Genomic DNA, 13790 nt, shown 5'->3' on the forward strand with positions numbered 1-13790 from the left:
CTAAAACTTAAATAATTTACAGCCTGAAAGGATTTATGTTTTCAATAAAAAATCTTCCTATCCTAAGATAAGAAGACATCAATTCATCACTGGATTTGCAAAGTCCTCACTTGCTAAGGGAGCTCAGATAGATTTTGCAAATCAAACCTACCTGAGCTCTCAAAAGCACCAGTACCTAAACTTCGGTGCTAAACCCTGTGTCTTAGTGCTTTATAAACGGGCAACAATATCTTTAGAGGTATAATCTTCTATTAAGGTTATTTTCTTACCTATAAGTTTCTCAATGCCCTTAAGATAATCCTTTTCTTCCACATCACAGAAGGAAAGTGCTGTCCCCTTTTGCCCTGCTCTTCCAGTACGTCCAATTCTATGAACATAGGTTTCAGGAACTTCAGGCAAGTCAAAATTAATTACATAGGGAAGCTCATCTACATCAATACCTCTTGCAGCTATATCAGTTGCAACTAAAACTCTAATTTTACCTTCCTTAAAACTATTTAAGGCTAGTTGTCTTGCACTTTGTGATTTATTACCATGGATAGCTTGAGCATCTATGCGGGCTTTATTTAACTCTTTTGTAATTATATTTGCTCCATGTTTTGTTCTTGAAAAAACTAAAACAGAGGATAGAGCTTTATCTTTAAGTAAATTTATAAGTAATTGTTTTTTGCTTTTTCTATTAACAAAATATAAACCTTGTGTAATTGTATCTACGGTAGATGAAACAGGTGTAACTTCCACCTTTACAGGATTTCTCAAAATAGAATTTGTAAGGTTTAAAATTTCCTTTGGCATAGTTGCTGAGAATAACATATTTTGCCTAACCTTAGGAAGCTTTACTATAATCTTTTTCACATCATTAATCATACCCATATCCAGCATACGATCGGCTTCATCAAGCACAAAGCATTCTACATTTTTTAAATCAATAAATCTTTGGTCAATTAGATCAAGTAATCTTCCTGGAGTAGCAATCAGTATATCTACCCCTGACTTTAGTGCCTTTGTTTGAGGATGTTGTGACACTCCACCAAAGATAACCAGGTTTTTAACAGCTAAGTATTTCCCATAGCTAGTAAAGCTGTCTCCTATCTGTATAGCTAATTCTCTAGTAGGAGCTAATATTAATGCCCTAATAGTTCTAGGTCCTTTTTCTAACTTTTTCCCACTAACAATGTTTTGTAATATAGGAACAGCAAAAGCTGCAGTTTTTCCTGTACCGGTCTGGGCACAACCTATCAAGTCCTTACCCTCTAATATATAAGGAATAGCTTTTTCCTGTATTGGAGTTGGTTTAGCATATCCCATTTCTTTTATGGACTTCAAAATCGCTTTATTTATATCTAAATTTTCAAATAACATTTTTCATCCTCCTAAGGATTTTTAAATTTATAATTTTAATTAATCAAAACTCTTATATTAAGAAGTTAAAACCCCCTTAAATAGGTTAACTATTTAAGGGGTTTAAATTAGAAAAGTCAAAGCATAAAAACATATTTATATCTTTTTAACGAATTCAGATTTTAAACTCATAGCTCCAAATCCATCAATCTTGCAATCAATATTATGATCTCCATCAACTAAACGTATATTTTTTACTATTAATTCATTTCCTCCGTTCGTTCTTATCAACTATTTACCACTCCACAAGAATAGCAATTGAAAACTTAAAATTTATAATAAATATATATTTTTTTATTTACAAAGTTACATAATACCATACTCTCTTCTGATTATCAAATTTAGGAACAACAGAACCATTTTTCAGCACAAAGGTCCTAAAGATTTCACACTCATTTTCTCAATTCTATTTGTAGCAAAAGCCCACAAATTACATAAAATATATTGTAATACTTTAAAGGAGTTTATTTTATGTATACAGATGACTTCAGATATCCATATGATGATAGCACCTCCTATGATTCCAACAATATCTATGAATTGGAAACCTATGATTTGCCTTTATATTGTCCATACAGACAAATGGTTCCGCCTCCAGGATTTCCTCAAGGACCACAAGGTTCTCAGGGTGGGCCACCTAGTGCACCTCCAAGCTTTACACCGCAGGAACCTCAGGCGCAGCAGTTTGGTGCTGAAACTTTTGCTATAGACCCTGGCGCAATTCAACCTTGTCTCTTTAGATTTGTATATATTTGGCCGAGGAGAGGAAATGGCTTTTGGGCATGGCTTACCTTTGTAGGAAGAAGATCTATTTCCGGTTTCCGCTGGGAAAGAAATAGATGGGTATATTTTGGAATGGACCTAAGAGATATAAGAAGTTTCCAATGCTTTTAAAACACGAACTTGGATGAAGTTTTAAAAGCATTACTTAATATGGCGCAAAGTTATTGGTGTACTTTTAGCAGAACCACGATAACGAAATAAATCGAAGGCATTATTAATATTGCCTTCGATTTTATAAATTTATCTATTAATTAACAGAGGTTCATTGCTTTTATATTTTATTTGTTATTAACGCCAAGTTTTTTACTGCCAAAAACTAAGGCTCCTGCTGATGCTAACATAAGAAATACTTGAAGACCAATATTTGAATTATCTCCTGTTTTAGGATTTTCGATCTTGTAATCTAAACTAAAGATTCCAACAGTACCACTAACTTCATTAGCAACTAAAAGCATAAGCTTGCCCATTAACAATTCCAACTTCAACACTCTCTGCTTCTGGACCTTTTTTACCGCTTCTTCTACTCATACAAAAATACATATCTTCGCGCTCAATATTATTGAATCTCAGCTCGAAGAGGGCATAATAAAGCATGCATATCACTTGCTCACACTATACTGATAATAGCTTATAATATCATAAAATATAAAAAGCCTTACGAGGAACTTGAATCTAATTATTTTAGTAAACTAAATGAAAAAGCTATTCTTAAACATTCAACAAAAATACTAAATTCTCTAGGATACGAAGTAACTAAAAAATTGGCTGAAGATACTTTTTAAGTTTTATAATAATTTTTTGAAAGACAATTTCATTGCCTTTAGTGGTATTTTTTTGTTTTTTTTCTAGTAACTAACGTAGTTTTTAGAATAGCACAACGAGTTATATTAATTAAATATCGAGAGAGATACAAAATCTCAAACTAATATTAGTAAAATATTTTAGTTTGTGTTCTTGCACTTCAGAAATAAATCCGCCTATAACTAAAAAATATTTAAAGACATGCATATTTAATTTATAGGTGCCATTTATATGGTTAACCATATAAACATTTAGCCATTTATGGATAAAATAAGCTTAAATATTAATACAGGAGGTTTAGACTCACTGTCAATGTGCCTACTCCTTTAATTGACGGTGAAGGCTTTGATATAAAAAGAACCTACAAGCTGAGAGAATCTACCGCAAGAATGCTCAATGAAATAAAGGCAGTGCACCCAGATGTGAATGTTTATATGAATACTATTGTAGATGCAGCTATAAGGCATTATTATGAATTTATTTTCTCAAAACAAGAGAGTATTTAAATAATTGGCTAGGTTTAATAGTAATGTTGAAATTATGCATGTTATTTGTTCTCTAGGAAAGCCTTCGCTGCACATATAAGACTACGACTTCTTTTATATAACTCTGCTAAAATTATCAAACTCGCTTCTCTCAAACAGTAAAAATTTCTTAACGCAGAATTACATAAAAGAAGTCCAGTCTTATTGATGTTCGCTCAATGTTTTCTACGAGAACAAATAACATGCTTACTTCAACACTATTAAACATTGCCAAATAATTCATACTAGCTTTTCCCAATGATGTTATAATAAATAATATGAAAGAATAATTTTATGGGGGTTATATTATGGATTTAAAGCAATTCAAAAGCTATTGCCTGAGCAAAAAAGGAGTAACCGAAGCCTTTCCCTTTGATGAGGAAACCTTGGTGCTTAAGGTTGGCTCAAAAATGTTTGCCTTAACAAATATAAACAATCCAATTCTTGAAGTTAACCTAAAATGCGATCCTTTCATGTCCCAGGATTTAAGAAAAGAATACAGCTCCATAAAGCCCGGCTACCACATGAACAAAACCCATTNAGTAATACGGCGGAATAGCTCAGCTGGCTAGAGCAATCGGTTCATACCCGATGTGTCGTAGGTTCAAGTCCTATTTCCGCTACCAGTAACCCCTACAGAATTCTGTAGGGGTTTTGTTTGCTTAGATATCTAAGGTTATTGTAAATCTTGTACGAATATAGCAGAAGATATAGCAATCTTTTCATCGGAATGTATTACTTTTGCTACATACCAGGAGTAAGAACTATCTATACTCAATTCTAAATTCCACTCACAATTTTCTAGATTGCCGCAAAGTTTCTCTTTAATTATTTTTCCACCGTTTGATACTATTTGGATTTTATCTATAGGACTATTTTTATCTTCTGCTAATATATGAAGATGAAGAATATCATTCTTACTCAAATTTATAATACTACCCATCCACTGATTGTTTCCTTTTACAACAAGCTTTAAACTTTTAGACTCTGTTGAATAAATTCTTCTTAGCTTAATTGCAGCTATTAAGGCCTCCACTGAAAGCTCTCTTGATATTACTGCGGTTACATTGCTTGAGTCACCCCAATCGTCAATATGATTGTCCTGACCGTTAATAGCTGCTATATGCCAGCCTGAATCAAGAGTCTCATAGTAATTTTGTTCTGCACGGTTGTATTCCCGAGTTGTTGAACCATTACCTACCTCATACAAGTTAACAAAATTATCAAAGTTATGAGAAAAGGGGAGAGTCTTAGGTGATCGATAGGGATGATTTATGGATAAAAGCAGATTTTCTTCAGTACAAAGCCAGTCATAAAGCTCATCTAAGCTGGCGGGCCTCTTTTCTATTATACCTTGGCTGTTGATAATGTTGATATGTCCCCAAAACCTTGTGCTTAACTCAAAGCCTGAAAGAGCAATAAAGTTTTTGTGTTTTGAATTTATATGTGAAGCTTCAAGCTTGAGCATTTCCCACTTAGGGTGGCTGCTTCCGGAGATAAATATAGATTTATCATGGTTTATTTTGGTACTCACAAGTTTTCCTTGATGATCTGTAACAACTAAAAAATTCAAACCATTTTGTCTTGCTTTTTCATAGGCTTCTGTAGGAGTTCCAACCCCATCAGAGTAGGAGGTGTGAGAGTGTGGGATACCATAACTGAAGCAGTAATTTTTTAATTCATCTTCAACAATAAAACTCCAGTTAAACTCCTCAACTACTTGGTTAAGGGTATTTATTTTAATTTTACCTGTATGCGTTCCATAGCTTAAAGGTGTTTTAGGATAATATGTTAAACTATTAGCATCCAAGTTAAAGTTCACCTCTTCATCATCAATGAGAAGCTGTGCACTGGAGAAGTCTAAAAGCTCTTTTCCCTCTTTTAAAAAAGCACAAATAACAGGCTGTCTGTTTGAGGTTGCAGTAAGGTTTCCTGGAGAAAAGTAAAAGCGTACACTAACATTTGTATTACTAAGTCTATATTCACTGCAGCGCAGGGCTTCAAGCTTCAATTCTTTTATTATTTCATAATATTTATCCTTCAAAGTCTAACTCACCTTCCTATAAATCTTTTTCCTAAATATATAGTATTCATAGACTTATTAAATTGCTTCGCTGTATTATTCCAAAAAATAAAAGTCATCAGCCCAATGACTGATGACTTAATAGTATTATTTTTTATTAATATATTCTGCTATGATTCTTGAAAGATATATGCCTGTTGTTTTTGCTTCGTCAAGAGTATTAACCTGTGAGCCTACTTCTATAAGTACAATATTGCCGTTCTTGTGCTGATTAAATCTTGTACCTTTGCGATGATAGTAAAGTCCCATATCTGCACCATTTCCAGGCTTGATAAGACCTGGAAATAAGGATTGAGATATGCTTGAAAGTTTTTTGCTCACCGCTATATTCTTATCTTTGTTTGGATTACCAATTCCTATAACAAACATGAACTTAGCTAAGCTATCATTATTCATTTTAGCTGTCATAGCAGCCTTATTATCTACTGAATCTCTATGTAAATCGATTATGAGCTTTAAGTCTTTATACTTGCCTAGATAGGTATCAAGAGACTTTCCAGATTTTGCATAGGCATCAAGCTGCCTTTGCGCATTATATACAGTTTTATCATGGATCGTCGCGATACCATAATTATTTTCAAGGTCTTTAGCAATTGCTTCGCCTACAGAAACCATATTTTTATTTTCATCTAAATCATATATTCCGTAGGGACTATAGGTTTCTGTTGTATGAGTATGATATATAAGAACCTCTGGTTTTGAAGCGTTTAAGGTCTTTTTTAAAGATGGATCATGCACTTTAGCAACATTCACAGCAGGTGGAGTTGTACCGTTATCTGAATTATTGCTGGGGGTATCAGCCTTATTGATGCTTTTTTCTCCAAGCTTAAAGGGATTTATGGAGAAAGAAGGCCTTTCTTCTTTGCCTTCGGCTTGTACTTTTGTTGGAGTTAACAAGCTAACCTCTCTTCCGATTACAGAGAGAGGATTTGATACATCCAGGCCTAAAAATTCTAGAAACTTTTGTGATACAGAAAAATCATATTCCGCTAAATCATCTTCACTTACAGTAACAGACTTAACAATGGGCATTGCATAATTTATTAATCTAACATAAAAAGCGCTTTTTTCAGGTGATGCTGACTCTGCTGCTTCAGCTCTACTAATTGCTGGAGTAGATAGGGTAAGGATCAGCGCTAATGAAAGTGAGGCATATATTTTTCCTTTAGTAAATTTATTTTTAAACACTTATATCCCCTCCATACAAAAAAATATATGAATGGCAGGCTGTTAATATTACTTATAAATTTATTTGATAAAATTATTTCTGACGACATATTTTTAGTTTTAATCGCATAAAATATTAAGTTCTTAATTTTGCTCTGTTAATGGGAAAGTTAGGATGAGAGCTTTATGTGCCATAGTTTAAAAACAAATATTATATGAGCCTTGAAAATAAAATATTCCTTCTTATTGTCAATTATATGGAAAACCCTAGGGAACTTTGTCCTAATAAAATTAGAATATATGCACACCATGTGACAATTATTTCCAAAGCACTTTGCTATAATTTAGTTCAAGAGATATTGGAATAATATAACAGTTAGTGGATATGTTATATGATTCAAAGGAATACATGGTGTATAACAACTGATAATTATTATGCACTTATGAGAAATACAAATGGGTATAATAATTGATAATTATCATGTGCTCATAAGAAATACAAGGGGCATGATAATTAATAATTATCATGTGCTCATAAGAAATACAAGGGGGTATAATATGCAGTACGGTGCGGATTTGTCTGCTTATAAAAGAACACTGAATATTAACAAGAAAGAAGAGAAAAAAACAGTAGATGGAAGACTTGTGATTAAACTGCTTATATATTTTGTAAGTTCTATGCTAATAAGCAGAGTGCTTTTGGTAAACTATATAGCGCCATTTGGGGTAGCTTTTCTGATAGCTGTGGTTATATATGGAAGAGACAAGATCCCACTTGTTACAGCTTGTGGTTCCTTAATTGGTTATGCAAGCTTATACAGCAATTTAAAGGATATGCCTTCCTATATAATGCTTGTAGCTCTCATAACACTTATTGGTTATGTAACAAAAAATCTTGGAAGGAAAAAGCAGCTTTTAATAATTTTTGCCACTTTAATGCTTGAAGTTGCAGCCTATAAGCTTTTTATTTCAAAGTTAACAATAGGGGTAGCGGCTTTTACAGCCTTTTTTGAAGCGGTATGCATCTTCTCACTATATTTTATTATAAATTATTCTATTATATGCTTTAAAGATATAAAAACTAAACACCTTTTTACTAACGAAGAAGTTATAAGCATGGCAGTTACTGTGTCCTTAGTTATATCAGGAACTTGGGGGGCTGCTATATATGGGGTTTCTTTAAGAAATATTCTTGCCTTGTCGTTTGTTCTTATAATTAGCTATGTTAAAGGAAGTACAGTAGGTGCTGCCAGTGGTGTTTCTATGGGAGTTATAATTGGAATTTGTTCAACCAATCTCCCGCTGTTTGTAAGCGTATATGGTTTTTGCGGGCTTATAGCCGGTATATTTAAAGAAAGTGGAAAAGTATTAACAGGCTTTTCATATATAGCTGCTTTCTTTATCGTAACTATATACTCAAATATCCCTGGTCAGTTTAAAGTCATAGAGATAATTATAACAGCTGTGGTGTTTTATGTATTGCCTAATAAATTATATGGAAGATTGATGCTTGAACTAGACTTCTTTAGAAAGCAGGATAATATAAGCTCAAATTATGTGGACAAGATTAAAGGGATACTTGTAAACAGATTAGACAGCTTTTCAGATGTGCTTAATAATATGTCAAGCATACTTGAGAATTTGGCTGAAAATGACAAACTAGTCATGAAAAGTAAAAGTGCAGCATTGATTGAGAATCTAGCAGATAGAGTATGCAGCAACTGCAATATGAATTCTATGTGCTGGAAAAGAGAAAATTATTATACCTATAACGCTTTTGGAGAGCTTATTCAAAATTATCAGGAAAAGAAACCAGGAATGCCTGATGAGCTTGAAAGAAAGTGTATTAAGAGAACAGCTCTTATGAAAAACACTGAAGAAATAGTTAACAATTATATAATAAGTGAAATGTGGAGAAAGAGATTAAGTGAGGGTAGAGAGCTTCTATCAAGTCAAATAAGCAATATGGCTTCATCAGTTTCCGAAATTATAGATGATTTTAATGCAAATATTAAGATTAATGTTGAAGCTGAGAATAATATAAGAAGAATTTTAGATAGAAACAGAATTAAGTACACGGATGTATTTTGTTTAGATAATAAAAACGGTAGGCTTGTAGTCAAGCTTAAAATGGAAGCTTGCAGCGGAAGACAAACCTGTGTTAAGGAAGTACTTCCTTTAGTAAGCGAGGTACTGCACAAGAACATGTGTGTAAGTGATGAAGGTTGCAATATTGACATCAAGGATAATAACTGTACAGTTACCTTCGAGGAGGCTCCAAGATTCCACGTAGGTTCACATGCAAGAAGGCTCTGTAAGGATGGAGAAAGCTACAGTGGTGACAGCTACAGCTTTGGAAAGCTAAGCGATGGAACCTATATGACTATACTAAGTGATGGTATGGGTTCAGGTCCGCAAGCAGAGCAGGAGAGTAATGCAGCTGTTGAGCTTATTGAAAAGTTTGCGCATACAGGCTTTAATAAAATAACTGCAATAAATACAGTTAATTCTATAATGACTTTAAAATTTTCTGCTGATGAAAAATTCTCAACTGTGGATTTTAGCAGCATAGATCTTTATAATGGTGAAGCGGAATTTATGAAGGTTGGTGCAGTAGCAAGCTTTATAAAAAGCGGAAGCAGGGTGGAAGTTATAAAATCAAGAACACTGCCTATGGGTGTATTGGATAAAGTGGATATTGATATAATAAAAAAGAAGGTTAAAAATGGAGATTTGGTTGTTATGGTAACCGACGGCATACTTGATTACAACAACGAAGCAGCAGGAAGGGTAGATTGGGTTGTGGATTATCTTCAGAATACAAGCTGCAGCAACCCAAAGGATTTGGCTGATGAGCTTATAGAGAAGGCCAAGGAGCTAAGCGGAGGAAAAGTTAAGGACGACATGACTGTGGTAGTTAATAAAGTGTACTCTCTGTATTAAAAAAATTAAAGAATCAAGAGCGGTTTAAATAAAGAAATGAGGAATGAGTTCTTCATTTCTTTATTTATGATATAATATAAGGAAATTCAGCAATGAGGTGTTAATTTGATACATGAAGTCTTAGCTACAATTAAAGAACACAACATGATTAATAAAGGCGACAAAATTATAGTTGCTGTTTCCGGAGGGCCGGATTCCATATGCCTTTTACATATATTAAGTAAAATGAAAGAGGAGCTTAATTTAATCTTATATGCAGCTCATGTAAATCACTGCCTAAGAGGTGAGGAAGCTGATAAAGATGAGGAATATGTCAAACAGTTTTGCAAAAGCTTGGGAGTTGAATGTTTCAGCAGAAGAGTAGATATTAACAAGCTTTCAGGGGAAAGGAACATGTCAACTGAAAGTGTAGCAAGAGAAGCAAGATATGATTTTTTTGATGAGCTTTATAATAGTTTGGGTGCTCAGAAAATTGCTCTTGCTCACAATGCTAACGATCAGGCTGAAACTGTGCTTATGAGAATTATCCGAGGCACTGGTATGGAAGGAATTATAGGGATAAAGGCAGTTAGGGAGAATATATTTATTAGGCCGCTAATAAATATTAAAAGAGAAAGTATCGAAAAGTATTGTGAAGATAATATTCTGCTTCCTCGAATAGACAAGACAAACTTGGAAAGCATTTATACTAGAAATAAAATTCGTCTTGAGCTTATTCCTTATATTAAGGAAAACTTCAATGGTGATATTATTTCAACATTAAACAGGCTTGCTGATACAATAGCTCGAGATAATGAATATTTAGAAAATATAACCAAAGAAAAATATAAAAGCTATTGTGAAAGAAAAGGTGAAAAGGTTATAATAAACAAAGAAGCTTTTAAGGAGCATGAAGCAATTATAACAAGAATAATAAGGCAGGCTTTAGGTGAGCTTAGAGGCAATCTATATAATGTAGAAAAAGTACATATTTATGATTTAATCAATCTTCAAAAGAGTGGCACTGGCAAGAAAATTAATCTTCCTAATAATGTAGTTGGATACAACAATTATGAAAATATTGAGTTGTCCATAACAAAAACTAATGTAAATAATGAAGGGGAAAGGGAATATACTTTAAATATAAATGAAGAAAACAACCTGGAAGCGTTCGATCTAAAAGTTTTTACAAAAGTAATAAGTACTAATGGGAAAATAAATTTTAAAGAGGATAAACATATAAAATACTTTGATTTTGATAAGGTAAAAGGAAGTATAACAGTAAGGACAAGGAAAAACGGAGACCGATTCACTCCCTTTGGAATGAAGGGCAGTAAAAAGCTTAAGGACTTTTTCATGGACTTAAAGATACCGCAAGAAGAAAGAGATGGAATACCGCTTATTTGCTTTGGGGAAGATATAGCTTGGATAGTTGGCTATAGAATTAGTGATAGTTACAAGATTGATAAAACTACTAAAAGTATACTTAAAGTATCTATTGAAAATACGAGGGAGGACTAGTGTGAGAGAGGATATTAAAGAGATTTTATTAACTGAAGAACAATTAGCGCAGAAAATAAGTGAATTAGGGAATGATATAAGCAGAGATTATGCTGGACGTGATTTGGTGCTTATAGGTGTTCTAAAAGGTTCAGTTATGTTTATGTCTGATCTTTTAAAGAAGATAACAATACCATGCAGTATGGACTTTATGGCTGTTTCAAGCTATGGAAACTCAACTACAAGCTCCGGCATAGTTAGAATTTTGAAGGACTTGGATTTTGAAATTGAAGGCAAGGATGTGCTGGTTGTTGAAGATATAATTGACAGTGGAGTAACTTTAGCATATTTAGTTGAATACTTAAATGCTAGAAAAGCTAATTCCTTAGAAATCGCATGTTTGCTTGATAAACCGGAGAGAAGAAAATCTAACATTAGGGCTAAATACATTGGGTTTACAGTACCTGATGAGTTCTTGGTTGGCTTTGGGCTAGACTACGCCGAAAAGTATAGAAATCTGCCTTACATAGGAATTTTAAAGGAAGAAATTTATAGATAATTAATAATAAGTTTCTTGTAAACAAAATAACCTTATGATACAATTTTACAATAATAGATTAACAGAAAGAGAGGGGGGCCAGTATGAAGAAGTTTTCGAGTATTACGGCCTGGATAGTAGTTCTTATAATAGTTATTTTTGCAGCTCTGGCCTTAATGGAGACCGGCAAAAATGTTTCAACAATAAATTTTGATCAATTTCAAAAACAATGGATAAGTAAAAATATAGCAAGCTTTAAGGTAAATGAAGATAGGCTTACTGTAACTGGTCAGTATAAGGACGGCACAGCTTATGAAACAATAGTTATGCCTGAGAGACTGTTCCAGTTTATTCAGCAAAATCCAAGCAATGGAGAGGTAAAGGAGATTTATGCAAAACCTGCATCAATTCCATTGTGGATACAGTATCTGCCTACAATTCTTCTGATCTTGCTCTTTGTGGCATTTTGGTTTATGTTCATGCAGCAATCACAAGGTGGTGGAGGTAACAGGGGTGTTATGAATTTCGGAAAGAGTAGAGCTAAAATGGCTACTCCCGATAAAAAGAAAGTTACCTTTAATGACGTAGCTGGTGCAGATGAAGAGAAAGCTGAACTAGCTGAAATAGTTGACTTTCTAAAGCAACCAAAGAGATATATAGAGCTTGGCGCTAGAATTCCTAAGGGAGTTTTACTCGTAGGACCTCCTGGAACAGGTAAGACACTTCTTGCAAAGGCTATAGCAGGTGAGGCTGGGGTACCATTCTTCAGCATATCCGGTTCAGACTTTGTTGAAATGTTTGTAGGTGTTGGTGCTTCCAGAGTTAGGGATCTTTTCGATCAAGCGAAGAAGAACTCGCCATGTATAATATTTATAGATGAAATTGACGCTGTTGGTAGACAAAGAGGTGCTGGTCTTGGTGGTGGACATGATGAAAGAGAGCAAACTCTAAACCAGCTGCTTGTTGAGATGGATGGCTTTGGAGTTAATGAAGGCATTATTATGATAGCAGCTACAAATAGACCAGACATATTAGACCCAGCATTACTCAGACCTGGACGTTTTGACAGACAAATTGTTGTTGGAGCTCCAGATGTTAAGGGTAGAGAAGAGATATTGAAGGTTCACTCAAGAAATAAACCTTTAGAAGAAGAGGTTAAACTAGACGTGCTTGCTAAGAGCACACCAGGATTTACTGGAGCTGACCTTGAAAACCTAATGAATGAATCTGCACTGCTGGCAGTTAGAAATAATAAAAAAGCTATAGGTATGGATGAACTTAAAGAAGCTGTTAACAGAGTTATAATGGGACCTGAAAAGAAGAGCAGGATTATAATTGAGAAAGATAGAAGAATTACTGCTTATCACGAAGCAGGTCACGCAGTTATAGGTAAGCTTCTGCCTAATACCGATCCTATACATGAGGTTAGTATAATTCCTAGAGGTATGGCAGGCGGATATACTATGCACCTTCCTGAAGAAGACAGAACTCATATGCTTAAGTCTTGGCTTGAAGATGAAATGATTATGCTTCTTGGCGGAAGAGTAGCTGAAAAGCTTATTATTGGTGATATCAGCACTGGAGCAAAGAACGATATTGATAGAACTACCAATATAGCTCGTAAAATGGTTATGGAATTTGGTATGAGCGATACAATAGGACCAATCTCTTTCGGAAGCGGACATGATGAAGTGTTCATGGGAAGAGATTTTGGAAAGAGCAGAAACTTCAGTGAAGAAGTAGCTGCAACTATAGATAGCGAAATAAGAAGACTTATTGATGAAGCATATAAGAAAGCTGAAAGGTTGTTAAGCGAAAACCTTGATAAGCTTCATGCAGTAGCACAAGCTCTTCTTGAAAAAGAAAAGATTGATGCTAAGGAATTTGAATCAATCTTTAATAGTACAGTACAAGTATTATAATAAAAAGCACTGCTTTCGGGCAGTGCTTTTTATTGTCTTACCTTAAATTTCTTATCTATAAAAACATGCAAACGCTTGACCATACCTTATCAATTAGTTATAGTATAAAAAGGTGTTATAGTTATAAATCATAATAGTAAATGTAGCAA

General features: G+C 33.9%; 11 protein-coding genes, 1 tRNA gene and 1 pseudogene. 8 read left to right on the forward strand and 5 right to left on the reverse strand.

All coding sequences use genetic code 11. The features are described 5' to 3' along the window. Positions 1–210: 210 nt before the first annotated feature. Together NBE98_RS04640 and NBE98_RS04645 are read right to left on the reverse strand one after the other, a co-directional pair. Positions 211–1362: a DEAD/DEAH box helicase gene (locus NBE98_RS04640; protein WP_250813068.1), complete on the reverse strand. Its 1152-nt coding sequence runs from the start codon at positions 1360–1362 to the stop codon at positions 211–213. 135 nt (positions 1363–1497) lie between these two features. Next, a pseudogene (locus NBE98_RS04645) lies at positions 1498–1599 on the reverse strand (PhnA domain-containing protein); the annotation flags it as partial. Positions 1600–1872: 273 nt separating this feature from the next. Here NBE98_RS04645 and NBE98_RS04650 point away from each other — a divergent pair. Then, positions 1873–2295, forward strand: a complete 423-nt coding sequence (locus NBE98_RS04650) for a hypothetical protein (protein ID WP_250813070.1) — start codon at positions 1873–1875, stop codon at positions 2293–2295. A gap of 167 nt (positions 2296–2462) precedes the next feature. Here the strand turns inward: NBE98_RS04650 and NBE98_RS04655 are convergent, their stop codons facing one another. After that, on the reverse strand, positions 2463–2663 hold the full coding sequence (locus NBE98_RS04655) for an LPXTG cell wall anchor domain-containing protein (protein WP_250813073.1): 201 nt from the start codon (positions 2661–2663) through the stop codon (positions 2463–2465). 636 nt (positions 2664–3299) lie between these two features. Between NBE98_RS04655 and NBE98_RS04660 the strand changes: the two genes are divergently transcribed. The 3 genes from NBE98_RS04660 to NBE98_RS04670 all read left to right on the forward strand — a co-directional run bounded on the left by NBE98_RS04660 (position 3300) and on the right by NBE98_RS04670 (position 4135). Continuing rightward, positions 3300–3491, forward strand: coding sequence for a hypothetical protein (locus NBE98_RS04660; protein ID WP_250813074.1), 192 nt, complete (start codon positions 3300–3302; stop codon positions 3489–3491). Between the two features lie 326 nt (positions 3492–3817). After that, positions 3818–4081, forward strand: coding sequence for an MmcQ/YjbR family DNA-binding protein (locus tag NBE98_RS04665; protein ID WP_250813075.1), 264 nt, complete (start codon positions 3818–3820; stop codon positions 4079–4081). Continuing rightward, positions 4059–4135, forward strand: a tRNA-Met gene (locus NBE98_RS04670). Before NBE98_RS04665 ends, NBE98_RS04670 begins: the two co-directional genes overlap by 23 nt. A 50-nt stretch (positions 4136–4185) precedes the next feature. Here the strand turns inward: NBE98_RS04670 and NBE98_RS04675 are convergent. Continuing rightward, positions 4186–5553 (reverse strand): CehA/McbA family metallohydrolase, encoded by a 1368-nt coding sequence (locus tag NBE98_RS04675; protein ID WP_250813076.1) that lies wholly within the window; start codon positions 5551–5553, stop codon positions 4186–4188. A 126-nt stretch (positions 5554–5679) separates the two neighbouring features. Beyond that, positions 5680–6780, reverse strand: a complete 1101-nt coding sequence (locus NBE98_RS04680; RefSeq protein ID WP_250813077.1) for a stage II sporulation protein P — start codon at positions 6778–6780, stop codon at positions 5680–5682. Positions 6781–7317: 537 nt separating this feature from the next. Here NBE98_RS04680 and spoIIE point away from each other — a divergent pair. The 4 genes from spoIIE to ftsH all read left to right on the forward strand — a co-directional run bounded on the left by spoIIE (position 7318) and on the right by ftsH (position 13641). Beyond that, positions 7318–9702 (forward strand): stage II sporulation protein E, encoded by a 2385-nt coding sequence (gene spoIIE, locus NBE98_RS04685; protein ID WP_250813080.1) that lies wholly within the window; start codon positions 7318–7320, stop codon positions 9700–9702. A gap of 105 nt (positions 9703–9807) precedes the next feature. Further along, positions 9808–11202 carry a tRNA lysidine(34) synthetase TilS gene (gene tilS / locus NBE98_RS04690; RefSeq protein ID WP_250813081.1) on the forward strand — a complete coding sequence of 465 codons (1395 nt, stop codon included), beginning with the start codon at positions 9808–9810 and terminating at the stop codon, positions 11200–11202. Position 11203: 1 nt separating this feature from the next. Then, positions 11204–11740, forward strand: a complete 537-nt coding sequence (hpt, locus tag NBE98_RS04695) for a hypoxanthine phosphoribosyltransferase (RefSeq protein WP_250813082.1) — start codon at positions 11204–11206, stop codon at positions 11738–11740. Positions 11741–11823: 83 nt separating this feature from the next. Continuing rightward, the gene (ftsH, locus tag NBE98_RS04700) at positions 11824–13641 is read left to right on the forward strand and encodes an ATP-dependent zinc metalloprotease FtsH (RefSeq protein ID WP_250813084.1); all 1818 of its coding nucleotides are present in this window, start codon (positions 11824–11826) and stop codon (positions 13639–13641) included. Positions 13642–13790 lie beyond the last annotated feature (149 nt).

The sequence above is a fragment of the Clostridium swellfunianum genome (genome assembly GCF_023656515.1).
Classification (GTDB): Bacteria; Bacillota; Clostridia; order Clostridiales; family Clostridiaceae; genus Clostridium_AT; species Clostridium_AT swellfunianum.

Bases quoted from the DNA above. Each gene is read 5' to 3' on its own strand.
- NBE98_RS04640 (WP_250813068.1), bottom strand. From the start codon at position 1,362: ATGTTATTTGAAAATTTAGATATAAATAAAGCGATTTTGAAGTCCATA.
- NBE98_RS04650 (WP_250813070.1), top strand. From the start codon at position 1,873: ATGTATACAGATGACTTCAGATATCCATATGATGATAGCACCTCCTAT.
- spoIIE (WP_250813080.1), top strand. From the start codon at position 7,318: ATGCAGTACGGTGCGGATTTGTCTGCTTATAAAAGAACACTGAATATT.
- ftsH (WP_250813084.1), top strand. From the start codon at position 11,824: ATGAAGAAGTTTTCGAGTATTACGGCCTGGATAGTAGTTCTTATAATA.